Source organism: Alteromonas sp. ABV2_168 (assembly GCF_056161165.1).
The window spans coordinates 1-23,573 of sequence record NZ_JBSWYQ010000014.1; the positions used below are offsets into that span (position 1 = coordinate 1).

Annotated in this window: 24 protein-coding genes and 3 tRNA genes; 15 read left to right on the top strand and 12 right to left on the bottom strand. The window is 48.2% G+C overall.

Features of this window, described 5'->3' with window-relative positions:
* Positions 1 to 364 precede the first annotated feature (364 nt).
* The 15 genes from ovoA (at position 365) to ACXAH4_RS18230 (ending at position 12,646) form a co-directional block, all read left to right on the top strand.
* Positions 365 to 2,464 carry a 5-histidylcysteine sulfoxide synthase gene (gene ovoA, locus ACXAH4_RS18160; RefSeq protein WP_474851518.1) on the top strand — a complete coding sequence of 700 codons (2,100 nt, stop codon included), beginning with the start codon at positions 365 to 367 and terminating at the stop codon, positions 2,462 to 2,464.
* Positions 2,464 to 3,603, top strand: a complete 1,140-nt coding sequence (locus ACXAH4_RS18165; RefSeq protein ID WP_474851520.1) for an aminotransferase class I/II-fold pyridoxal phosphate-dependent enzyme — start codon at positions 2,464 to 2,466, stop codon at positions 3,601 to 3,603. The genes ovoA and ACXAH4_RS18165 overlap by 1 nt, the downstream gene beginning before the upstream one ends.
* An 82-nt stretch (positions 3,604 to 3,685) precedes the next feature.
* The gene (locus ACXAH4_RS18170; protein WP_474882905.1) at positions 3,686 to 4,378 is read left to right on the top strand and encodes a pirin family protein; all 693 of its coding nucleotides are present in this window, start codon (positions 3,686 to 3,688) and stop codon (positions 4,376 to 4,378) included.
* 114 nt (positions 4,379 to 4,492) lie between these two features.
* Positions 4,493 to 5,137 (top strand): UvrY/SirA/GacA family response regulator transcription factor, encoded by a 645-nt coding sequence (uvrY, locus tag ACXAH4_RS18175; RefSeq protein WP_119501410.1) that lies wholly within the window; start codon positions 4,493 to 4,495, stop codon positions 5,135 to 5,137.
* Between the two features lie 5 nt (positions 5,138 to 5,142).
* Positions 5,143 to 6,960 (top strand): excinuclease ABC subunit UvrC, encoded by a 1,818-nt coding sequence (gene uvrC / locus ACXAH4_RS18180; protein WP_474882907.1) that lies wholly within the window; start codon positions 5,143 to 5,145, stop codon positions 6,958 to 6,960.
* 74 nt (positions 6,961 to 7,034) lie between these two features.
* A complete protein-coding gene (gene pgsA, locus ACXAH4_RS18185; RefSeq protein ID WP_119501408.1) occupies positions 7,035 to 7,607 on the top strand; it encodes a CDP-diacylglycerol--glycerol-3-phosphate 3-phosphatidyltransferase in 573 nt (190 codons plus the stop codon).
* A gap of 166 nt (positions 7,608 to 7,773) precedes the next feature.
* Positions 7,774 to 7,849 (top strand) — tRNA-Gly (locus ACXAH4_RS18190).
* Between the two features lie 4 nt (positions 7,850 to 7,853).
* Positions 7,854 to 7,927: transfer RNA gene (locus tag ACXAH4_RS18195), tRNA-Cys, on the top strand.
* A gap of 54 nt (positions 7,928 to 7,981) precedes the next feature.
* Positions 7,982 to 8,068 (top strand) — tRNA-Leu (locus tag ACXAH4_RS18200).
* 150 nt (positions 8,069 to 8,218) lie between these two features.
* A complete protein-coding gene (locus ACXAH4_RS18205; protein WP_474844227.1) occupies positions 8,219 to 9,052 on the top strand; it encodes a sulfurtransferase in 834 nt (277 codons plus the stop codon).
* A complete protein-coding gene (gene cobB, locus ACXAH4_RS18210) occupies positions 9,049 to 9,783 on the top strand; it encodes a Sir2 family NAD+-dependent deacetylase (protein ID WP_474844226.1) in 735 nt (244 codons plus the stop codon). Before ACXAH4_RS18205 ends, cobB begins: the two co-directional genes overlap by 4 nt.
* Positions 9,784 to 10,419 (top strand): LysE family translocator, encoded by a 636-nt coding sequence (locus ACXAH4_RS18215; protein ID WP_303574693.1) that lies wholly within the window; start codon positions 9,784 to 9,786, stop codon positions 10,417 to 10,419.
* A 61-nt stretch (positions 10,420 to 10,480) separates the two neighbouring features.
* Positions 10,481 to 11,230, top strand: a complete 750-nt coding sequence (locus ACXAH4_RS18220) for a hypothetical protein (RefSeq protein ID WP_474844224.1) — start codon at positions 10,481 to 10,483, stop codon at positions 11,228 to 11,230.
* Positions 11,223 to 12,008: a glucosaminidase domain-containing protein gene (locus ACXAH4_RS18225; RefSeq protein ID WP_474844223.1), complete on the top strand. Its 786-nt coding sequence runs from the start codon at positions 11,223 to 11,225 to the stop codon at positions 12,006 to 12,008. Before ACXAH4_RS18220 ends, ACXAH4_RS18225 begins: the two co-directional genes overlap by 8 nt.
* Entirely contained in the window at positions 12,008 to 12,646 is a 639-nt protein-coding gene (locus ACXAH4_RS18230) for a DUF2987 domain-containing protein (RefSeq protein WP_474844222.1), read from the top strand. The genes ACXAH4_RS18225 and ACXAH4_RS18230 overlap by 1 nt, the downstream gene beginning before the upstream one ends.
* A gap of 33 nt (positions 12,647 to 12,679) precedes the next feature.
* Here ACXAH4_RS18230 and rssA read toward each other — a convergent pair whose 3' ends face one another.
* The 12 genes from rssA to ccoN all read right to left on the bottom strand — a co-directional run bounded on the left by rssA (position 12,680) and on the right by ccoN (position 23,496).
* Positions 12,680 to 13,615, bottom strand: coding sequence for a patatin-like phospholipase RssA (gene rssA / locus ACXAH4_RS18235; protein WP_119501402.1), 936 nt, complete (start codon positions 13,613 to 13,615; stop codon positions 12,680 to 12,682).
* A 3-nt stretch (positions 13,616 to 13,618) separates the two neighbouring features.
* Positions 13,619 to 14,557 (bottom strand): tRNA 2-thiocytidine(32) synthetase TtcA, encoded by a 939-nt coding sequence (gene ttcA, locus ACXAH4_RS18240; RefSeq protein ID WP_474844220.1) that lies wholly within the window; start codon positions 14,555 to 14,557, stop codon positions 13,619 to 13,621.
* Positions 14,558 to 14,648: 91 nt separating this feature from the next.
* Positions 14,649 to 15,569, bottom strand: a complete 921-nt coding sequence (gene uspE, locus ACXAH4_RS18245; protein WP_303574687.1) for a universal stress protein UspE — start codon at positions 15,567 to 15,569, stop codon at positions 14,649 to 14,651.
* A gap of 103 nt (positions 15,570 to 15,672) precedes the next feature.
* Positions 15,673 to 16,416, bottom strand: coding sequence for a fumarate/nitrate reduction transcriptional regulator Fnr (gene fnr / locus ACXAH4_RS18250; protein WP_303574686.1), 744 nt, complete (start codon positions 16,414 to 16,416; stop codon positions 15,673 to 15,675).
* A gap of 21 nt (positions 16,417 to 16,437) precedes the next feature.
* Positions 16,438 to 17,106 (bottom strand): sulfite exporter TauE/SafE family protein, encoded by a 669-nt coding sequence (locus ACXAH4_RS18255; RefSeq protein WP_474844218.1) that lies wholly within the window; start codon positions 17,104 to 17,106, stop codon positions 16,438 to 16,440.
* Entirely contained in the window at positions 17,099 to 17,290 is a 192-nt protein-coding gene (ccoS, locus tag ACXAH4_RS18260) for a cbb3-type cytochrome oxidase assembly protein CcoS (protein WP_119501397.1), read from the bottom strand. The genes ACXAH4_RS18255 and ccoS overlap by 8 nt, the downstream gene beginning before the upstream one ends.
* Before the next feature lie 4 nt (positions 17,291 to 17,294).
* Positions 17,295 to 19,676, bottom strand: coding sequence for a heavy metal translocating P-type ATPase (locus ACXAH4_RS18265; protein WP_474844217.1), 2,382 nt, complete (start codon positions 19,674 to 19,676; stop codon positions 17,295 to 17,297).
* The gene (locus ACXAH4_RS18270) at positions 19,673 to 20,152 is read right to left on the bottom strand and encodes a FixH family protein (RefSeq protein ID WP_474844216.1); all 480 of its coding nucleotides are present in this window, start codon (positions 20,150 to 20,152) and stop codon (positions 19,673 to 19,675) included. Before ACXAH4_RS18270 ends, ACXAH4_RS18265 begins: the two co-directional genes overlap by 4 nt.
* Before the next feature lie 153 nt (positions 20,153 to 20,305).
* Entirely contained in the window at positions 20,306 to 21,265 is a 960-nt protein-coding gene (ccoP, locus tag ACXAH4_RS18275; RefSeq protein ID WP_349586571.1) for a cytochrome-c oxidase, cbb3-type subunit III, read from the bottom strand.
* A gap of 4 nt (positions 21,266 to 21,269) precedes the next feature.
* Positions 21,270 to 21,443, bottom strand: a complete 174-nt coding sequence (locus ACXAH4_RS18280; protein ID WP_119501393.1) for a cbb3-type cytochrome oxidase subunit 3 — start codon at positions 21,441 to 21,443, stop codon at positions 21,270 to 21,272.
* A 1-nt stretch (position 21,444) separates the two neighbouring features.
* Positions 21,445 to 22,050 (bottom strand): cytochrome-c oxidase, cbb3-type subunit II, encoded by a 606-nt coding sequence (gene ccoO / locus ACXAH4_RS18285; protein ID WP_303574681.1) that lies wholly within the window; start codon positions 22,048 to 22,050, stop codon positions 21,445 to 21,447.
* Between the two features lie 12 nt (positions 22,051 to 22,062).
* Positions 22,063 to 23,496 (bottom strand): cytochrome-c oxidase, cbb3-type subunit I, encoded by a 1,434-nt coding sequence (ccoN, locus tag ACXAH4_RS18290; RefSeq protein WP_474844215.1) that lies wholly within the window; start codon positions 23,494 to 23,496, stop codon positions 22,063 to 22,065.
* Positions 23,497 to 23,573 lie beyond the last annotated feature (77 nt).

Sequence of the window (23,573 nt, forward strand, 5' to 3'; positions counted from 1 at the left end):
ATGGCAGAGTCCGGCTGAATGCACCTGACTTGAAATCAGGCGAAGGGTCAAACCTTCCGGGGGTTCGAATCCCTCTCTCTCCGCCACATTCCAAAAAGGCCCGCTTATTTTAAGCGGGCCTTTTTACTTTTCGCACCGTGTAAACGGTTGAAACTTTCCGGTCACACAATTCCATTACATTTAATTCATTGATCTCAGTGGTGCTCTTTCCGTATTCCCACGGTAAGGTCTGGAATTCTGCTACTGTTTTCTGTACAAAAGATCAGATGGCTCCCGCCAGTGTTGTCAGGTACCGGCCTCGATTCGTAACAAAGATATCCATAACAGAGAAACACCTAATAAAAATTCACCATCCGGGGTTTTCATGAACGCTCTTCACACACCACATCTGAAACAGGGAACTGTTGAAGAAAAAAGAAAAGAAATCTTGGCTTATTTTCAACAGTCTTTTGACCGTTACGAAAGTCTTTTCTCGTTATTAAAATCAGATGACGGTTACTATCAGCGGCCGGAAAAATTACGTCATCCGCTTATTTTTTATTACGGTCACACTGCCACTTTTTTTATTAATAAACTGGTACTGGCGAAACTTATTAATGACCGTATCAATCCTGATTTTGAATCTTTGTTTGCCATCGGTGTAGATGAGATGAGTTGGGATGACCTCAATGACGCTCACTATGACTGGCCTGCCGTTGAAGAAGTCACTGCCTACCGTGCTCAGGTAAGACGCCTGGTCAGCGACTTGATTCTGACAATGGATTTTTCATTACCCATAGACTGGGAAAGCCCTATGTGGCCTGTTCTGATGGGCATTGAGCATGAAGGCATTCACCTTGAAACGTCTTCTGTTCTCATCCGCCAGTTACCTCTGCGATTTGTACAACCCCAACCAGAATGGGCACCGTATCCGGAGTCCGGTGAAGCCCCTGAGAATACTTTGCTTCCCGTGCCCGGCGGAAAAGTCTCAGCAGGTAAACCATTTAACGCAGACTACTATGGCTGGGACAACGAATACGGTGAGCACAGTGCAGAAGTAAAATCTTTTTCTGCGTCACAGTACCTGGTCAGTAACGGTGAGTTTCTGGCGTTTGTGAAAGATGGTGGTTACGCTCAGCCTCGTTTGTGGGAGGAAGAGGGCAGACAATGGTTGTCCTATACCGGCGCCAGGCACCCTGTTTTCTGGCGGGAGCAGGGAAATAGCTATGTTTACCGCACGCTGGCAACAGAAATTCCGCTGCCGGAAGACTGGCCTGTGGACGTCAATTACCATGAAGCAAAGGCCTTTTGTAACTGGCTGTCAAAGCGCAGTGGCAAGCATATTCAGTTACCGGTAGAAGATGAGTGGTTGCGTTTGTGTGAACACGCAGGGATGAAAGAGTCACTATGGCGCGAAGAGTGGAACACGGGTCTGCATCATGGTGCATCATCAGCACCGGTGAACCTGTTCTCAATGGGGGGCTTTTACGATGTGGCGGGTAATGTGTGGCAGTGGACAGAAACGCCCATCTATCCCTTCGACGGTTTCAAGGTGCATCCTCTGTATGATGATTTCACCACGCCGACTTTTGACAATAAGCACAATTTATTTAAAGGTGGTTCATGGATTTCGACGGGAAATGAAGCCATGGCGCACAGTCGTTATGCCTTCCGTCGTCATTTTTTCCAGCATGCGGGTTTCCGTTATGTTGAATCTACCGAGGTAATTAAAGTGAACGATCTCGATTACGAGAGTGACACGCAGGTATCACAGTACAGTGAATTCCACTATGGCAGTACATATTACGGTGTGCCAAATTTTGGTGCCGCATCTGTAGCTTTTGCCATGCAGTTTACCGGTGCTAAACCCAAAGCCAGGGCGTTAGATTTGGGCTGTGCAACAGGCCGCGCTTCATTTGAGCTGGCTAAATACTTCGATCACGTTGACGGCATTGATTTTTCTGCACGCTTTATTAAGACCGCTTTTGCCATGCAGGAACACGGTGAGATCCGTTACAACCTGATTGAAGAAGGGGAGCTGACCGAATTTAAAGTGGCAAAACTGGCAGATCTTGGCCTGAGCGAAAATAAAGACAGAGTGCATTTTGCCCAGGGCGATGCCTGTAACCTGAAGCCCCAGTTTACTGGTTATGATCTTATCCTTATGAGCAATCTGATTGACCGTGTTTACGAACCCGCCCGGTTACTCGAAAGCATTCGTGAACGGTTAAATCCGGGAGGATTGCTGATCATTGCATCGCCGTTTACCTGGTTAGAAGAATATACTGCCAGAGAAAACTGGCTCGGTGGCTATAAAGACGCGAATGGTGAAACACTCACGTCGACGATGGCACTGGAGCAAGCCTTAGGTGATGATTTCCGTCGTGTGGCTGCCCCACAGGATATTCCCTTTGTGATAAGAGAAACGAAGAGAAAATTCCAGCATTCACTATCTGAATTTAATGTCTTTGAACGGATAAAATAGTGCAGGAATTTCAGCAGCGTTTTAACAGTGGTTCACTTAAATTTGATGATGTGACAAACCGTTATGGCGCATCCGAAAAACCGGTATTTCCCATGTGGGTGGCGGATACGGATTTTCCGCCACCGGAAATGGTCAATCATGGTCTTTCCCGCTTCCTGTCTTCTCATTTTGGTTATCAGCAACTGGCTGTTACTGCCGCTGTCAGTCAGTGGCATTGGCGGAGAGGGGAATATATAGATGAATCTTCCATTGTAGATTGCTGCAGTATTATCGCTGCAATGGGCATTGCCCTGGAAAGTCTGACGCGGCCCGGCGATAAGGTGGGGATATTCATACCTTCTTACGGGCCGTTTTTCGCCGTGACAGAAAAAACACGACGCAAAGTTTGCCCGCTGACGTTGGATATCAGCGATGGCAATGTTCACATAGATTTATCGTCACTGCCGGATGACTTATCTGCGGTATTGCTCTGTAATCCTCATAATCCAACCGGCCGGCTCTGGCAACGGGACGAACTGGAGGCGCTGGCTGAGTGGTGTACTCGGAGAAACATTCCGTTAATTTGTGACGAAGTTCACCGCGGTTTTATTGCTGAGGGAAACGAATTTGTTTCTCTGGTCAGTATCGGGGAAGCATATCAAAGCAATATCATTGTGCTGCAATCGCCATCTAAATCTTACAATCTCACCCATGTTCCGGCGGCAGCCTACGCCATCATTTTTAATCAGCAATGGCGGGATGCAGTCCGCGCAGCGATCACGCGTTCCCACTTGTTTGCAGGCGCACTGGCAAGACAGGCATTAATTCTGGCATACGACGAGCTTAACGATTTATGGCTGCAGACTATGGGGGAAAAGATCAGTGAAAACCGTGCTCTTCTCACCGGACTACTGCACAACTCATCGTTACTCGCCTGTATACCTCAGTCGACCTTTTTTCTCTGGCTGGATCTTCGCGATTATCTGAATCATGTTGCTCCGGGCGTTGCCGCTGACTACCTGTTCAAATGTACCGGCATTGCTGCCAATGACGGAGCCGACTTTCGTTCTCCCGGTTTTGTCCGGCTTAATTTTGCCACCTCAAGCGAGGTGATAAAGCATGTTGGCGAATTGCTGCTCACTATTAGTTCTAATAAATAGAACATTTCGTTGTAGATAATGGAGTATTAATCCCGGTTAACAGGACTACACTAGGCCTGTCCAATTTTTCCGGAGTATTAGTATGCGTTACATTCGCAGAGCAGATGCCAGAGGCAAAGCTGATTTTGGCTGGCTGCAATCAAAACATACCTTTTCCTTTGGCCGTTACTATGATGCTGAGCACATGGGAATTTCGGTACTCAGAGTCATAAATGACGATAACGTCGCGCCGGGACGTGGTTTCGATACGCATGGTCACCGCGATATGGAAATTATTTCTTATGTAACCCGTGGTGCGCTGGCACATAAAGACAGCACAGGGAACAGTGATACGATTCCGGCCGGAGACATTCAACGCATGTCTGCAGGTACAGGGATACGGCATTCCGAATACAATGCGTCGCAAACTGACCCGGTACACTTTTTACAAATTTGGGTGCTGCCTGCAGAAACAGGTATCGCGCCGGGTTATGAACAGAAAACCATCGCTCAGGAAGGGGCGCTCACAGCTCTGATGACACCGGACGGTGCTGACGGTACAGTAAAGGTACATCAGGACATGTCGTTACACCGCTTAATATTAAAAGAAGGTGAGGGCATTACATTGTCAACAGGCAGCCGGCTTGGCTATCTGCATCTGATTAAAGGTGACCTGACACTGGAAGGTGATGAATTTTCAGCCGGTGACGGCATCGGCGTCTATCAGGATGACATGCTTAAACTCACTGCCGGGACTGACACAGAAGCATTGTGGTTTGATTTACCACAGCTTTGATCGCCTTTCTGACGGCAGCATGTTCACAGCCGCAGATATCATGTTATTATGCCCGTGGTGGTAAACAGACCGCTAATCAAATCAATAATAACGATGATTCAGTGAGCAAAAAACGTGATTAAGATTATCCTGGCAGATGACCATGAACTGGTCAGAACAGGGATTCGACGTATTCTGGACGATGTATCCGACTTCAAAGTCGTAGCCGAGTCGAAAAACGGGGAAGACGCTGTTAAACATTGCAGAACTGATGCGCCCGACATTGTCCTGATGGACGTCAATATGCCCGGCATGGGCGGACTGGAAGCCACTAAAAAAATTGTACGAATGTCTGAGAATACGCGGGTGATTTGTTTGTCTATGCATACAGAACACCCCATTCCCACGCAGGTTATGCAACTTGGTGCATTCGGATTTTTAACCAAAGACGCTGATCCGGAAGAGATGATCCGGGCTATCTACAAGGTACATTCCGGTCAGAAGTATCTGCCTGCGGACATCGCTGAAAGTATTGCTATGCGGCGTATTACTCCGGAAAGCGACAATCCTTTCGATTCGCTTTCTACCCGTGAGCTGAATATTGCTATGCGTCTGACCAAAGGTCAGAAGGTACCTGAAATCGCCAGCGAACTTTGTATTAACCCAAAAACTGTTAACAGTTACCGCTACCGGATGTTTGAAAAGCTGGGGGTATCCACTGATGTGGAACTGACTCACCTGGCGCTACGACACAAACTCATCGATTCTAATTTGCTTTAATTTCAATGCCGGCATTTGATCACAACGCGTTTCTTAAAAACCTGACCAGTCAGCCCGGTGTCTACCGGATGTACAACGAGCAGGGCGATGTGATTTATGTCGGTAAAGCAAAGAATCTTAAAAACCGCGTATCCAGTTATTTCCGCAAAAACGTAGATAACGCTAAAACCCGTTCTCTGGTGGCGAACATTGCTTCAATGGACGTCACTGTGGTGAACAGTGAAACCGAAGCGTTTCTGCTGGAAAATAACTTCATTAAGAAGTACAAACCCCGTTATAACGTGGTCATGCGGGATGATAAGTCTTATCCGTTTATTTTCCTCTCTGCCCACGAGCATCCCAGGTTGTCTTTTCACCGGGGCCCGCAAAAAAAGAAAGGTGAATATTTCGGCCCTTATCCCAGTGCATGGGCTGTTCGCGAAAGCCTGCGTACCATGCAAAAGATTTTCCCGGTAAGACAGTGCGAAGACAGTTATTACCGTGCCCGCAGCCGTCCCTGCCTGCAATATCAAATGAAGCGTTGCAGCGCCCCTTGTGTGGAAGGCTATGTCAGTGATGAGGAATATCAGGAGCAGGTCCAGCTTGCGCGCTTATTTCTGAACGGGAAAAATCAGCAGGTCATCGGCACGCTGGTTGATAAAATGGAAAAGGCCAGTGAGCAACTGAATTTCGAAGCTGCTGCACGTTACCGTGACCAGATAAATGTACTGCGTAAAGTGCAGGAACAGCAATGGGTGTCCGGTACACAGGATGAAATGGATGTTTTCGGCTTCGCAGTGCGGGGGAATATGGCGTGCATTCAGGTTATGTTTATCCGCGACAGTCAGTTGCTGGGCTCGAAAGCCTATTTCCCTAAAGTCCCTGCATCTGCCAGTGAAGATGAAATCTTTGAGTCGTTCTTTCTGCAGTTTTATCTTTCAGGTAATAAAATTATTCCGAAACAAATTGTGTTGCCCCGCGCATTAACCGAAGAAGACAGTATTCTTGATGTGTTATGCGAAGAAGCAAAACGCAAAGTTAAGATATTTAAAGGTGCACGGGAAGAAAAGCGCCGGTATCTGAAACTGGCTCAAACCAATGCTGAAAATGCACTGGATGCCCAGTACAGTCAGCAGAAATCTGTGCATGCCAGGTACCTCGATCTGGAAGATATTCTTGAACTTGATACGCCGGTACAGCGTATGGAATGTTTCGACATCAGTCATACATCCGGTCAGCAAACCGTGGCGTCCTGTGTGGTGTTTAACCGTGAAGGGCCCCATAAAAGCGACTATCGCCGGTACAATATCGAAGGTATAACGCCGGGTGACGACTACGCCGCGATGGCTCAGGCGCTCAGACGCCGTTATAAGAACGTCAAAGAGGTCAGTAAAATTCCTGACATCCTTTTTATTGATGGCGGTAAAGGGCAACTGGCACAGGCTGAGTCATTTTTTGAAGACTGGCCGGAAGATAAAAAGCCCATGCTTATCGGTGTGGCGAAAGGCACAACCCGGAAACCCGGACTGGAGACGCTTATCCTGGCCGGTTCTCATGAAACCATTCCTATGGAAAGTCACTCACCTGCGCTGCATCTTATACAGCATATCAGGGATGAGTCTCACCGGTTTGCCATTACCGGGCACAGAAACCGCCGGCAAAAAGTTAAAACGACCTCCAGTCTTGAATCGATTCCCGGTATCGGAGCAAGGCGCAGACAAAGCCTGCTTAAATACATGGGCGGTTTGCAGGGTTTGAAAAAAGCCAGCAAAGACGAGATTGCAAACGTCCCCGGGATCAGTGCTGAGCTGGCGGAAACCATTTACGATCATCTGCATCTTTAAGCAGGTGAATAATCAGGGACGTGTTACCATGCTTACCTGTGTGATGTCATTGATGAAAATTGAGAAGTAATAATATGTGGACGGTACCAAATATCATCACGCTTTTTCGTGTTGTGCTTATTCCTGTATTCGTGGTGGTGTATTTTCTTGACTGGCGCTGGGCAAAAGAAGCCGGTGCATTTGTATTCTGGCTCGCAGCCATAACTGACTGGTTTGACGGTTATCTGGCAAGGAAGCTGAAACAGTCAACACCGTTCGGTGCTTTCCTTGACCCTGTGGCAGATAAGCTCATTGTTGCAACGGCATTGATCATGATTACCCATACCTATGGTTCTTTGTGGATCACGTTGCCGGCTATCGCTTTGATGGTGCGCGAAATTTATATTTCTGCATTACGTGAATGGATGGCACAGCGGGGTTACAGCGATACGGTAAAAGTCAGCTTTATCGGTAAAGCGAAAACCATGGCGCAGATGCTGGCATTAATCGGATTGTTATCAGGCCTGGAAACGTTTATGGGCTTCCCCATTTATTGGGTAACGCTGGGGCATATTCTGCTTTATATAGCGGCAGTTTTGTCAGTCTGGTCCATGCTTGTGTATACCGGTGCGGCCTGGAAGCATCTCTCCGGACGTCATAAGCCATAAGGGTTGGCTGGTTGTTGTGCAATACGAATAAAAAAAAGGCAAACAGACAGCAAATTAGGTATTTAGGTGTATTTTGATGGTTTTTGCTGTTGACAGTTTTGTCCGTGCAGGTAGAATGCACCCCACGTTTCAGAGAGCAGCAGCGAACTGAAACGGTAGCAAAAATGCGGGAATAGCTCAGTTGGTAGAGCACGACCTTGCCAAGGTCGGGGTCGCGAGTTCGAATCTCGTTTCCCGCTCCAAATTGGCGGAATGGCAGAATGGCTATGCAGCGGATTGCAAATCCGTGGATCTCGGTTCGACTCCGGGTTCCGCCTCCATCATCGCAACAGCGATAACAGGTTCCAACCTGTACCAGTCGAAAGACAACCCAAGCCCGGGTGGTGAAATTGGTAGACACAAGGGATTTAAAATCCCTCGCTGGTAACAGCGTGCCGGTTCAAGTCCGGCCCCGGGCACCATTTCTTAATGACTTCATATTCTTAGCATCCTTAGTTTAAATCCGTAAATTTTCAAATTTGTGACGATAATTGGCTGTATTTTTAGGATGAATCTTCGTATAGTGATTGAATCGTGCAGTTTTATTTACAGCCGTTCTAAGCAGGGACGTAATGAATCGATTCTTAATCTCAGCCGGTACACTTCGGCAAACTCTTGATGAAAATGCCATTTGCGTACTCCGTGCCATTATGTCGGATCCTGTAAACGGTACTGCTGATATTACCGGTTCACAAATTATACCCGGCGCCCTTGATATTAATCTTGATGAAGAAGGCAGTGACCATTCAGGAGATTTGCCGCATACAAATCTCTCTCCTGATGCGCTGGCGGTATTACTGGGAAGCTTAGGCATTACCGAAAATAGTGATGTTGTGATTTATGATAATCGTGGCATGTTTACGGCACCAAGGCTTTGGTGGATGCTAAAAGCAGCAGGCCATGATAAAGTGACTGTATTAGACGGCGGCTGGCCAGCCTGGCAAGCGGCGGGCTATCCTGATTCCGGAGCGGTCCCGCAAAGCGGGAATGCACTTTACAATCCGTCTTCGCCTGCCCGCAAATGGTTTGTTAATGCTGAAGAAGTCAGCAACGCACTTTCACAAGATATCCAGATTATCGACGCCAGAAGCGAAGCCCGCTTTTATGGCGAAGTAGAAGAGCCCAGACAAGGACTACGTCGGGGTCACATGCCCGGCGCGTTTAATTTGCCTTTTCAATGTGTCTTAGACAACGGATGTTTTAAATCACCGGAAGCACTCAAACAGATTTTTGCAGACAAAGGGATAGACCTTGATAAACCAATCATCTGCAGTTGTGGCTCCGGTGTTACAGCATGTATTACCGGCATGGCCGCTCTGTTATGTGGTGCCACAGACGTATCCGTTTATGATGGCGCATGGGCAGAGTGGGGAGCTAATTCACACTTTCCTGTGGAGGTTAAATGATGAGCAATAAACCACGTGTCGTCGTGTTAACCGGGGCAGGTATTTCAGCGGAATCCGGCTTGAAGACATTCCGCGACAGCAATGGCTTATGGGAAAACCATAAAGTTGAGGATGTTGCGACACCTGAGGCGTTTGCCACAAATCCTGAACTGGTTTACCGCTTTTATAATGCACGGCGGGCACAATTACAGGAACCCGGTGTGTTACCTAATGCTGCACACAGTGCACTGGCCAGACTTGAAAAGCAGCTTGGTAAAGACTTTCTGCTTGTAACCCAGAACGTGGACGACCTTCACGAACGAGCCGGCAGTCAGCGCATGATTCACATGCACGGAAAGTTACTCTCAGCCCGTTGTACTGGTTCCGGCCAGTCTCACTCCTGGGATGAGTCTTTTGATGATCAAACCCCTTGCCCGTGTTGCACACCTTCTGCAGGTCTTCGTCCTGATATTGTGTGGTTTGGTGAGATGCCGCTACAAATGGACGATATAATCCTGGCTTTGACTAAAGCGGATTTGTTTATCTCAGTGGGGACATCAGGTCAGGTTTATCCGGCAGCCGGCTTTGTGCAGGTTGCGAAGGACAGCGGAGCCAGAACTGTGGAGCTGAATCTTCAACCCAGTGATCGCTGCGACATGTTCGATGAGTCATACCACGGCCCGGCATCTAAAGTTGTTCCTAACTTTGTCGACAGTCTGCTTGAAGAGTTATCATTGACCGCCACGTTGTAAATGTCGCCGTATTTCGATGAATTTATTACTATCGCTCTGGTACACCTGCTGGCAGTAGCCAGCCCGGGGCCTGATTTTGCTGTAGTCGTGCGTAACAGTGTTGCTTATGGTCGCAGGACAGCCATGTTCACCAGTGTGGGGATTGGCGTGGCAATTCTGGTCCATGTGGCTTATTCACTCGTCGGAATTAGCGTACTACTGAAAACCACACCCTGGCTTTATACTGCGTTTACCTATATTGCAGCTGCCTACCTGTTATATCTCGCTTCGGGAGCGCTAAGAAGCGGCCCTGCACAGACAAACAATGAAGCAGGTGCTGAAATCGCCGCTAAACAACCGGCTATCAGCGCTAAAAAAGCGTTCATTCAGGGGTTTCTTACCAATGGCCTTAACCCTAAGGCCACTTTATTTTTCCTGTCACTGTTCACTGTCATCATTGACTCACAAACGCCTTCAGATATCCGGTTAATGTACGGGCTTTATCTGTCGTTCGCGACGGGGGCGTGGTTTTGTCTGCTTTCCTATTTGCTCAGCACCAGTCGTGTTGCAGGTGCTATCCGGTCAAAAGGCTACTGGCTCGACCGGGCCATGGGCGTCTTACTCATCGGGCTGGCTGTGAAGTTAGTCTTAGCGTAGTAGGCAATCTGGCCCATTGGGGTATAATCGCCACAACTTATTGAATTAAAGAAGTATCTGAGTGCCTGATATGCAACCTGACAACAAAAAAGCCTTGTACAATGACCGTTTTAACCTGTTGAACGGCAAAGGGTTATTTGATTTCAGAAAACTGGCCTCCACATCAGTAAACCTGCTGAAAAGTAACTTCTGGCCGATTTTTCAGGCGTGCGCGCTTATCATACTGGTCGTGTTTGCGTTTGCCATGGTGATCTCCGGTATTTATCCCATAGAGCAACTTACTGCAATGCCCGCTGAACAACAGGGTATTCTTGATATCGCGATGATCCTGATTGTTGCGCCGTTGTCAGCCGGGTTGTCACTGATGGGAGTTAATATCGCCAGGGGTAACAGAATTAAAACCAGTGATGTATTTCGTTATTTGTCCTGGGTTTTACCGCTGGCTCTGGCACAGCTGCTGGTTACAATTCTGGTACAAATAGGGCTGACTGTGCTCATCCTGCCCGGTTTGTACCTCTTCGTAGCCACCACCTTTACCTTACCTCTGATTGCAGATAAGAAGCTGGGGGTATTGCAGGCCATCATCACATCCTGCAAAGCAGTGAATCAATTTATACTATCGTTTATTGTTCTTTTTGTTATTTTTCTCGTACTGTTCCTGTTAAGCATTTTTACATTCGGGTTAGCCTTTTTAGTGATTATGCCGCTATATTTTGTGGTGACTGGTATGCTGTATACCACACTGTTTGATACTGCGGAAAATCATCAGGTTAACGAATCAGCGGGACAGGAGTCGACGTTCGATGCATAAAAGAGAAACGATGAAAATTGTACTGATCACAGTTGCCGTATTACTGGTAATTGTTATCAATGCCTGGATCATGTCCTCAAGGGAGCCGGATATTCTGGATATTCCGGTGACAGAACAGGCAAGAAAGCCGGTACCGGACTTCAAAGAGATTGAAAATGTGCAGGAGAAAAAGGAAGCTTTCTTCTCGTATCTCAAGCCTGAAGTCGAGAAACAAAACGAATATCTTCTGTCTCTGCGTCATTATATTCAAACATTGCAGCGACAGTTATCGTTGGGTGAAACGTTAAGTGAAGACGACACCAACCGCATAGCTTGGCTGGTCAATGAGTACAAAGTGGACGAAGGCGCAGATTTAACAGAACAACTTCAGGTACTGATGCGCCGTGTAGATATTTTACCGGTATCACTGGTTCTTGCTCAGGCAGCAAATGAATCTGCATGGGGAACCAGCCGCTTTGCTACTGAAGGATATAACTTCTTCGGACTATGGTGTTTCAGAAAAGGATGCGGTTTTGTCCCGTCACGGCGAAGTGACGGACTCGATCATGAAGTGGCCAGGTTCCCGAACCTGTCGAAAGCCACTTATACCTATATGCGAAACATCAACCGCCATTATGCCTACAAGGAACTGCGCGATATTCGAAATACACTGCGCAGCAATCAGCTTCCTGTTACCGGCGTTGCGCTGGCTGAAGGACTGATGAATTACTCGGAACGCGGGGTCGCTTATGTTGAGGAATTACAGGCGATGATCCGTTATAACAAGGATTATATGTAGTGAAAAAGGCTTTACTGGCAGCAAGCTTTCTTTGTCTGAACATGTATCAGGCGTCGGCTGAAACCATTCAGGTTGAGTACAGCCGTTTCTATAGCCATGTTAAAAAGCTCGATGGTGAAGATACGCAAGCTCTGCAATTTGCATTTGGTTTTGTGCGTGTAGGGGAAGGGTATCTGTGTGGTATTAACGATGCGAAAATCATCACAGAAAAACAGGTGATGCCACTTACTGTTTCGCCGGAAAACCGCTTCACCGTGCCTGATGATAAGATACTTAAAATGGCAGAAGCAGTGGTTGAAATTGATTTGGCGGAAGCGGCGAACTTGTGTGATATGTCCGTTCAGCTCGAGACGAAGCCGGCTTATCTTTCCAAAACCTACACGAAAGAAGAACTGGTATTTCTGCTCGAACAATACAAATCATTCTTCAATGCTATGGGCAGTTTTTTGTCATTCATGATGCCTACTGTCGACGGGCTGAATATACAGTTTGCCGATGATAACATCAGTATGCCTCTTAAAGATGCGCCTTCTATCAATATGGGCATCGTGACGTTACCTGCTGACTGGATAGAACAAAGTAAAGGCCTGACTTTGCCGGATGTGCCGATGAGGATAACGGCAAAAGCCGTGCGCTGAGCCGGTAAGCAGAAAATGTAAAGGAACCGCTTCCTATGAAGCGGTGCCGATTGTCGTATTTTCTTCGATATTATCTTCAATGACTAACTGATATTTAATTTCTTCCGCCAGCCGGTTTACTGTTTTTTCCCCTTCCAGACATAATTCACCAGCACGGTGAAACTCCATCAGTCCTACATCTGAAAGATGAGGCTCTATCAGTACGTCAGGCGGATCTCCGGCCAGTCTGGAGCGGGTCACGCGGGCTTGCAGTATTTCAAGAGAACTGCTCATGACACTCAGGATCCCCGGCGGTTCCGGTTTATCTGACCTGGATTCCGGTGAAAACCACTGCCTGACAATATTTGAACCTTTAGAGAAAAAGTCATCGGTTTTTTTCTGGATTTTTTCATGTTCTGCGGCTGGTCTTTCCAGGCGCTGAGGCTTGAAATCAGCGTTGAGATTCACCGCAATCACAAAATCTGCGCCCAGTTGACGGCAAAGGTTTACAGGTACAGGATTGACGACAGCACCATCCACCAGCCACCGGCCATTATATTCAACCGGACTGAACAGGGCAGGAATTGCGCAGGATGCCTGAATACAATTATCAACGGGCCCCTGGTTGAACATGACTTCGCGGCCGGAGTATAAATCCGTGGCAACCACAGCAAAGGGTTTATTCATCTCTTCAAAAGACGGGGCGCAAAATTCTTCCGCCAGTTTGGTAAACACTTTTTGTCCGCTGGCAATGCCACCTTTGCGGATGCCAACACCCATTAAAGACAGGATTTGCCATTCTGTTAACGAGCAAGCCCACTCTTTGAGGGGCTCAAGCTTACCACTTGCATAGGCTGCACCCACATAAGCACCTATCGAGCAACCCGCAACCACATCTATCTTAACGCCCAGCCGTTCAAGTGCTTCAATGATGCCAATATGTGTCCAGCCCCTTGCAGCGCCGGCACCGAGTGCGAGTCCGATTTTCATGGTTTATTCCGTCAGATTAACAATTTGAACAGGGGATTGTGCATCATCACTGACCGCACTGGTAAAATCCGGCTTGTCGAAGGCTGTATCACCGTCTTCTACCGGTGCGCCTGTGGCCTTGATCCCTTTAAAATCATACAAATTGCCATCAGCGAGGTGTGATGGGGCAACGTTCTGAATTGCACGGAACATAGACTCAATGCGACCCGGAAAACGCTTATTCCAGTCCTGCAGCATCATTTTAATATTCTGTCTTTGCAGATTCTCCTGAGAACCGCAAAGATTACAGGGGATGATCGGGAACTCAGTGGCGTCAGCGTATTTCTGAATGTCTTTCTCACTGCAATAAGCCAGCGGGCGAATAACAATGTGTTCACCATTATCACTTACCAGTTTGGGGGGCATGGCTTTTAGCTTTCCGCCATGGAACATGTTCAGAAACAATGTTTCCAACATATCATCACGATGATGACCGAGGGCTATTTTGGTTGCGCCGAGTTCTTTTGCAGTACGGTACAGGATCCCGCGTCTTAATCTTGAACACAGTGAACAGGTGGTTTTCCCTTCAGGGATTTTATCTTTAACAATGGAATAGGTATCTTCTTCTACAATTTTGTAGTCAATACCCAGAGAATTCAGGTATTCAGGTAACACATGCTCCGGAAAGCCGGGCTGCTTCTGGTCGAGGTTAACCGCGACGATATCGAAATTGACCGGTGCAATTTTGCGTAAAAATAGCAGGATATCCAGCAAGGTATAGCTGTCTTTTCCGCCGGATAAGCACACCATGACCTTGTCGCCGTCTTCAATCATATTGAAGTCTTCGATGGCTTTGCCAACATGTCTGCGAAGTCTTTTCTGCAACTTGTTAAAGTTGTATTTTTGTTTACTTTGCGCACTGTGACTGGCGTTCTCAGATGGCGTAGATGTTACTTGATTCATGGCACTTCAGAATTGGCTGGAAAAATAAAAGTACCATTATACAAAAGCAGACGGAATGCTGCTACACAAGCAGCATTCCGTTATCGCGCATTTACTTAACCGGAGACGTAAACCCGTCAGGTTTAACCGCCAGCACATCGCAATTCAGGTTATCAATAACATGCTCTGCAGTATTGCCCAAAAAGGCGGCTGATATGCCTGTACGTCCCACGGTACCGATGACGACGAGTTCTGCATCCAGCTGTTCAGTCACTTTCGGAATGGCTATATCAGGTAATCCCTCAACAACATGGCAATTTGCTACGCCGATCCCAAATTTAGCGCTGTGGTTTTCCATTTCCTGAACATGATGATTGCGCACAGCGTTATGATACGTCTCAGGATTGAAATCGGGGATCTCAATGGCGATATTCAGTGGGGCAGAAGGATAGGCATTAACCAGATGTACCTGACCGCTCAGTAACTCTGCATAATCCTTTGCGATACCGGTCAACTTGTCATTCAGTTGTGCATGTTCTTTGTCTTCTGTACCCACATTGACTGCCGCAACAATATTACCGTGTTCAGGCCAGGCATGAGCTTTGACAAGTAAAACCGGAGCCGGACATTTTCTTAGTAAGTGCCAGTCTGTTGGTGTAAAGAGCACTGATGCAAAATCATCGTGTTTGCGGGTAGCTTTAACGACCAGGTCAACCTGACGGTTAATGGTGTAGCGGGTAATGGCTTCGTAACGTTTATCACTCCACTCAACAGCAACCTTTACATCATAATCATCGTAGCGGGTCAGATTTTTTTCTGCCCAGGCAATGCGGTCTTTGGTTACCGCATCACGCATGGCTTCACGCTCACTGCGGGTGAGCATTGTTGTCATGTCATAAGAAAAGTCGTATACAACAAGCAGTGCGTGTACTTCTGCACCGGTTTTACGGGCAATTTCGATGGCTCTTGAAAGGGCAGGTTGTTCAGGGTTGTCGGCCTGAACGACGGCGAGAATACGTTTGCAGGTGATCATGGCGTCTCTCCTTATTGATGCAGACAATAAATACTGCCTTCATCTTTAGTATAAGACTTACAGCAGGAGAGACCTTGTTTCAGATCAATATTTCAACGGGATATTAATCCACGCAAAGAGTAGGAATGTCCATAGAGTGCAGCTTTTTATCCATAGCCGCAAAATCCAGAACAGTAATGAGCTTCCCGTCTACTTTGATAATGCCTTCTTTCTGGAAGCGGGTCAGCAAGCGGCTGATCGTTTCTACCGTTAATCCGAGATAATTACCGATTTCGTTGCGGGTCATACTCAGATTGAACTGACGGTGAGAAAAACCCCGTTCTTCGAAGCGACCGGACAGATGGGCGATAAAATAAATCAGACGTTCTTCTGCCGTCCTTTTATTCAGCAGCATCATCATTTCATGATCCTGCTTAATTTCAGCACTCATAAAACGCATGATCTGATGGCGCAATTTCGGGAATTGCTCAGACATTTTTTCAAGGGTGGAATAGGGCAGCTCACACACCATGGCAGTTTCCAGCGCCTGAGTGTAACTCTGGTGAGTGTCGTCACGTAAACCGTCAAAACCGATAATATCGCCCGGGAAGTGGAAACTGATAATTTGCTCTTCACCTTCTTTATCGGTGACAAAAGACTTAAATGAACCTGCCCGCACAGCGTACAGAGAGGTAAATTTATCGCCGGCTTCTACCAGGGTGTCGTGTTTATGCAAAGGCTTTTTGCGTTCAATGATGTCATCCAGTGACTCAATCTCAGTTTTATTGAGGGCCACGGGCAGACACAAATGACTGAAACTGCAATTCTGGCAGTGTATAGAAAAATCCGAACGTTTTTGCATGCTCACTTTCCGCTGTTTGCGATAATTCTAATGTATAGTACTTAAAGCCCGCCACAACAGCAATAATGCGTACAACAGCAAACTCAAAGCAATGATTTGACGAACTACGGGTTGTCTGAAACCTGAGGAAAGCCAGTCTGCACCAGCCCGGACAGCCAGCAACGCCGGTAGCGTTCCTAAACCAAAACCGGCCATGATTACAGCACCGGATATTGCCGTCCCTGAAGCCAGTGCCCATGTCAGGGTGGAATAAACCAGTCCACAGGGCAACCATCCCCAAATCATACCATAGGGAAAGGCGCTAGTAGGAGACCTGAAAGGTAAAAACCGTTTCGACAACGGCTGAATTCTTTGCCAGAGTTTACTGCCGAGGGCTTCAACAGCGGTCAGGCCACGCCACCAGTTACCCAGATAGCAGGCCATGGCAATCAGCATAATGCCACTGATGACGGCGAGTACGGGGCCGGTCACGGGTACAGCTTCTTTCGCTATCTGCCCGATGCCGCCGGTCACAGCGCCGGCAAGTATGTAACTGAATATACGACCAAAGTTGTAGCTAAGCGCATAGGGTAAAGGCGATGAGCCTGCCGGCGTGGCGGCAGACAGTGCCAGCGATACGCCGCCGCACATTCCCACACAATGAACGCCTCCGCCCAGCCCGACCAGCAAGGCAGAAAAAAACGACAGATCACTCATTGAGTTTTTTTCGTTCTTCGGCCAGTTTTTTTTCTTCAGGAGATAAATCATCATCGAAAAGAATACTGTAGCCCTGGCGATCCAGGTCTTCAAACTGGTTAGATTTTACTGCCCAAAAAAATACGCCGATGGCAATGGCCACAATGATCACAGCAAGGGGAATAAGGACGTAAATTATACTCATAGCGTTACTTTAACAGTCTCGTCGAATTTGTTACTACCAGAATACTACTCAGACTCATACCAATCACCGCCATCCACGGCGTCAGGATGCCGGACACTGCAAACGGCAGGATAACCAGATTGTAGCCTACGGCCCATCCCATATTCTGCCTGACTGTCGCTTTTACTCTTCTGGCCATCAGAGTAAGGTGTCCGAGTACAGCCAGCTTATCATTTAATAAAATCACATCCGCGGCACTTTTTGCGATATCCGTGGCATTACCCACTGCAATGCCAACATCAGCCGCTGCCATCACCGGCGCGTCGTTAATACCATCCCCCAGCATCATGACATGACGGCCCTGCCGCTGAAGGGCTGTCACGGCATTTAATTTATCTTCAGGGCTGTTCCCGCCTGTGGCTTTGTCTACAGGTAAATTCGCTGCAATGTCGTCAACATTTTGCTGAATATCGCCACTCAGAATTATCCGCTCCAGTTGCGCCAATTTGCTCAGGCTGTCTGCGGCATCCGCTTTAATTTTATCTGCTACACGAAAGGCGGCAACGGGCACACCGTTTTCGGTAAGAAACACGTTAGCGGGAAAGGGCGACAGGCCGGCATCAACACCGGTGAAAGAAGCCGAACCGGCTTTATAACTGCGGCCATTGCATTGCGCGCTGATGCCCATTCCGGCCACAACGTCAACTTGGCTCAGAATTAATCCCTGATTGTTATCAGAAACAAAGGCAGCGGCAACCGGATGTTCTGAACGGGACTCTATTGCTCCCATCAAAGCACGGATTTCATTTTCCCGTGCCGGTTCAGCAAACCAGCTGTTTATCTGAGCAAACTTTCCTTCGGTCAGCGTTCCGGTTTTATCCAGCACCAGGGTATCTACGTGGTTGATTTGCTCCAGTGCATCGGCTCTTTTCAATAAAATGCCATGCCGGTTAAGGTTTGCCATTGCGCAGGTGAGGGCAGATGGCGTAGCCAGCCCCAGCGCACAGGGGCAGGTTGCTACCAGTACCGCGATGCTGATCCAAAAGGCATTATCATTACCCTGCCAGTGCCAGTAAGCCCATGAAGATGCAGCCGTAATCAGTACTACGGCGACAAAATAACTGGAAAAGCGGTCAGCCATAAGAGCGACCCGGGGCTTCGCAGCCATAGCGGTGGATTGCAGACGGATGATCTGATTTACCAGCGCAAATTTTAACGCCCTGGTTACCGTTACCGTTATTACGCCGGTACGGTTTACCGTACCCCCGAACACCGTATCGCCGGTTTGTTTACGCACCGGATTAAACTCGCCGGTAAGCATCGATTCATCGGTTTCACTGGCACCGTCAGTCACAATACCGTCTACGGGAATGGTCTCTCCGGCTTTGACCACAACAACATCGCCGGTTTTGAGCGATTTCGCCAGTACCTGTGTTACGGTGTTATCCGCAGCCACCTGATTAGCGGTTACCGGAATATACTGCAACATATTCGCTGAGATCTGCGCGGCGCGGTGCCTGCTCCGGTGTTCCAGAAAACGACTCAGTAAAAGCAGGAAAATAAACATGCAAACTGATTCAAAATACACTTCGCCGCGACCGGTAACCGTTGCAAACAGACCGGACAGCCAGGTACCCAACACTGCAATACTCACCGGTACATCCATATTCACGGTCCGGGCCGACAAAGCCTTAAGCGCGCCAACGTAAAACGTACTGCCGGAATACAGCACCACCGGTGTGGTCAGAACCAACGCTATCCAGTGAAAATAAGACCGTGTCTGTGCATCCATTGCATCGAATAAATCAAAATACAGGGCCGCCGCCAGCATCATTACCTGCATGGTCATCAGACCTGCGAGGCCGAGTTTTTTCAAAAAGCGCTTATCTTCCGCTTTGTATGAAGCTTCATGCTGGTCCGGTTGAAACGGCAGCGCCGGGTAACCAATACGCCGTAGCGTAGCCATGATGCTGCTGAGCGATACTGCCTCAGGTTGCCATATAACCACTGCGCGTCGCTGTGCTACATTCACCGCAATCTGGCTGACACCGGTGATACGCGACAATTGCTTTTCAATCAGCCAGCCGCAGGCCGCACAGGTTATGCCTTCAAGAGTTAGCTCAATATGCTTGTTATTACCGTTATCAACGACGAACTCTTCCTGTAAGGCAGGCTCGTCATAGACAGACAGTTTATCCAGTGTTTCGCTTAATGCTGCATCACCTTTAGAGGCCGGTTCAGTGCGGAAGCGGTAATAGTCTTCCAGTCCGTTCCCGGTGATGGCCTGAGCCACGGCCTGACAGCCCGGACAGCAAAAATGACGTTCCTGCCCGAGTACAAATGCAGTATACGGCTTACCGGGTATATTAGGCTCGCCACAGTGGTAACAAGAAGAGTCGTCGCTCACGGGTTAAACTTAATGATACCGGAGGCCGGTAATTGGAGTGTATTCTGGATTTTCCATTCTTCATCCAGCGGTGTGAGTGAAACGCGCCATTTACCCGACAAAACGGTATCCGTTGTGCCGCGGTACACGCCACCGGCATCACGGGTAAGTAATAATTCGGTATCCAGTGATTCCAGGGTTACGTGGAAAAAGGTCAGTTTCAGTGCGGCACCGGATTGGGGAATACCGGAATGAAACTTCAGCGCGACGCGGCTTCCTTCAATGGTGAGATCGGTGGTGATATTCAGCTTTTTCGCCCGTTCGACTTTGTCCAGACGCACATTGATGGCTTTTCCTTCTTTGTAATAGTCGTCAATGACCAGACTGTCTTCACCGGAAGTGGCAAAATGGATGAGAAAACCGCTCATAATGACTGTCAGCACAGGTACCGTGATCAGGAACCAGGGCCAGAATTGTTTATACCAGGGCGTCTGCATATCACCACTTATTTAACTGCGCACATCTGAAGGTGCAAGATTACAGGAAATAAAACTTACTATGATGATTTCCATCAAGTTCTGTTTGTATTTTCACACAAAAAAGCCCTGAAAACAGGGCTTTTTGAATGACAGCAGTGTAATTAACCAGGGTCAGTTAGACAGGCTGTACACGTAGGCGGCGACAACGTGAATTTTGTCATCACCAAGGGTTTTCTTGAATGAAGGCATCACGCCATTACGGCCGTAAGTCAGCGTTTCAGTGACCGATTGTTCAGAAGAACCGTACAGCCAGATATTGTCCGTCAGATTCGGCGCACCGAGTAACTGGTTACCTTTACCGTCCATGCCGTGACAGGCAGCACACACCATAAAGCGGGCTTTTCCGTCATCAATCAGCGCAGTCATTTCAGGCTCCTGTTCCCGGCCACTCAAACTGAGTACATAGGCAACCGTCTCTTTGATACCTTGCTCACCCATGGAAGCAATCCATGCAGGCATAGCGGCCTGACGACCCAGTGTAAGGGTTTCAACAATTTTTGCGCCACTGCCTCCGTAAAGCCAGTCGTCGTCGGTGAGGTTAGGGAAGCCCACATTGGCGCCTCTTGCATCAGAACCGTGACACTGTGAACAGTTTTGTAAAAACAGACGCTGTCCTACTTTTACTGCTTCAGGATCATTGGCCAGTTCTTCAACCGGTACTGCCGCGTATTTTTCGAAAATCGGGTCATACAATTCCGCAGCCTGATCCAGCTCGCGGTCGTATTTAACCAGTAATCCGTTCTCTTTCGCATCAGCACGGGCCTGAGCAGATTCTTCCAGTGACTGGATGTTCTGGTTCGAACTTTTCCAGCCAAGGAAACCCTGCCATGCACCTAACCCCGGGAACAAAGCGAGATACACAAAGCCCCAGACGATACAAACGTAAAATAAAATAGTCCACCAGCGGGGTAACTGGTTATTAATTTCTTCGATACCATCGAAGACGTGCCCCATGCCTTCACCTTCTGCTACACCGGTTTTATTAGCCAGTGCCCAGCGTAACAGGATGAAGCAGCCGATAATGGTACCCAGTGTGATCACTGAGATCCAAATTGTCCAAAACGTGCTCATGAGTTCAAGACTCCTGCTTATTCTTTTGAGATTTCTCTTTCACTTCGTCGGCAAAGGGCAGGTTAGCCGCTTCATCGAACCGCTTTTTATTGCGACCGCTGAACGCCCACCAGACCACACCAATGAAGCAAACAAACACTACGACAGTAAAAATGCTGCCCGCTATTCCCTGATCCATATCAGTTCAGATATGTGCCGAGGGATTGAAGGTAAGCAATCAGGGCCTGCATTTCTGTTTTACCCTTTACTGCCGCCTGTGCACCGGCGATATCATCATCGGTGTAAGGCACACCAAAGCCGCGGAACACTTCCATTTTCTTCGCGGTATCTTCACCGCTGAGCGTATTCTCTGCCAGCCACGGGAAACCGGGCATGTTAGACTCCGGTACCACGTTGCGGGGATTAATCAGGTGAACACGGTGCCATTCGTCACTGTAGCGGCCACCAACACGCGCCAGGTCAGGACCGGTGCGTTTTGAACCCCACAGGAAGGGATGCTCCCATACCGACTCACCGGCTACTGAATAGTGGCCGTAACGTTCTGTTTCAGCACGGAACGGACGAATCATCTGGCTGTGACAGCCAACACATCCTTCACGGATGTAGATATCGCGGCCTTCCAGTTGCAGTGCTGTATAAGGTTTTAATCCTTTTACCGGCTCAAGTACCTGCTGCTGGAACATCAACGGCAAAATTTGAACCAGGGCTCCCAGGCTGATGGCAATCAAAATGAGCACAGTCATCAGGCCAATGTTTTTCTCAATTATTTCATGTGGATTCTTCACAACAACGACTCCTTATGCTGCCTGTGCGGCGGGTTCAGCTGCAATGCTGCCCTTGGGCGCACGTACAGTTTTCCAGGTGTTGTAGGCCATCACCAGCATGCCGGCAACCACAAACACACCACCGATAAAGCGCACCACATAGAAGGGTTTGGAGGCTTCCAGTGACTCAACGAAGCTGTAGGTCAGCGTTCCGTCGGCGTTCACTGCACGCCACATGAGACCTTGCAGTACACCGGACATCCACATGGCAACGATGTAAAGCACCACACCAATAGTAGCCAGCCAGAAGTGCACGTTCACCAGTTTGGTGGAGTACATTGCACGTTGTCCGAACAATACAGGAATGAGGTGATATACAGAGCCGATGGACACCATGGCTACCCAGCCCAGTGCGCCTGAGTGAACGTGACCGATAGTCCAGTCTGTGTAGTGAGACAGCGCATTGACGGTTTTGATGGCCATCATCGGACCTTCAAAGGTCGACATGCCGTAGAAAGACAACGAAACAATCAGGAAACGCAGCACCGGGTCAGTACGCAGCTTGTGCCATGCACCTGACAACGTCATGATCCCGTTAATCATGCCGCCCCAGGAGGGCACGAACAGGATAACCGACATCACCATACCCAGTGACTGTGTCCAGTCTGGCAGCGCCGTAAAGTGAAGGTGGTGAGGACCGGCCCAGATGTATAGCGAAATCAGAGCCCAGAAGTGAATAATGGATAAGCGGTAAGAGTACACCGGGCGTCCCGCCTGTTTAGGCACGAAGTAGTACATCATGCCAAGGAAACCCGCTGTCAGGAAAAAGCCAACCGCATTGTGTCCATACCACCACTGCATCATAGCATCCACCGCACCTGCATACAGTGAATAAGATTTCGTGAAAGAAACCGGAATCGCCATACTGTTACCGATGTGGAGCACTGCTACGGTAAGCATAAACGCGCCTAGGAACCAGTTTGCTACATAAATGTGCGATACCTTACGAATGATGATGGTACCGAAAAAGTTTATGATGTAAGCAATCCAGACCAGCGCGATAAGGATATCGATAGGCCATTCAAGTTCAGCGTATTCCTTACTGGCAGTAATGCCGAAGGGCAAAGTGACAACAGCAAGAACGATAACGGCCTGCCAGCCCCAAAAGGTAAAGGCAGCAAGTTTGTCGCTGAATAAACGTACCTGACTGGTACGCTGAACAATATAATAAGACGTTGCAAACAGTGCGCATCCGCCGAAAGCGAAAATGACTGCGTTGGTGTGTAACGGTCTTAATCGGGAAAACGTCAGCCAGGGTGTATCGAAGTTAAGTGCAGGAGCAAACAATTGCGCAGCAATAAATACTCCCAGCCCCATGCCGATAATACCCCAGACAATTGTCATGATGGTAAATTGCCTGACTACTTTATAGTTGTAATCAGGTTGTGCTTGGCTTATTTCACTCATTTGATTGATATTCCACTTCAATGGTAAATGGGTTTCCAACTGCCGGATTCCGGTTTTGCGCAAGTTGCAGGCTTAAC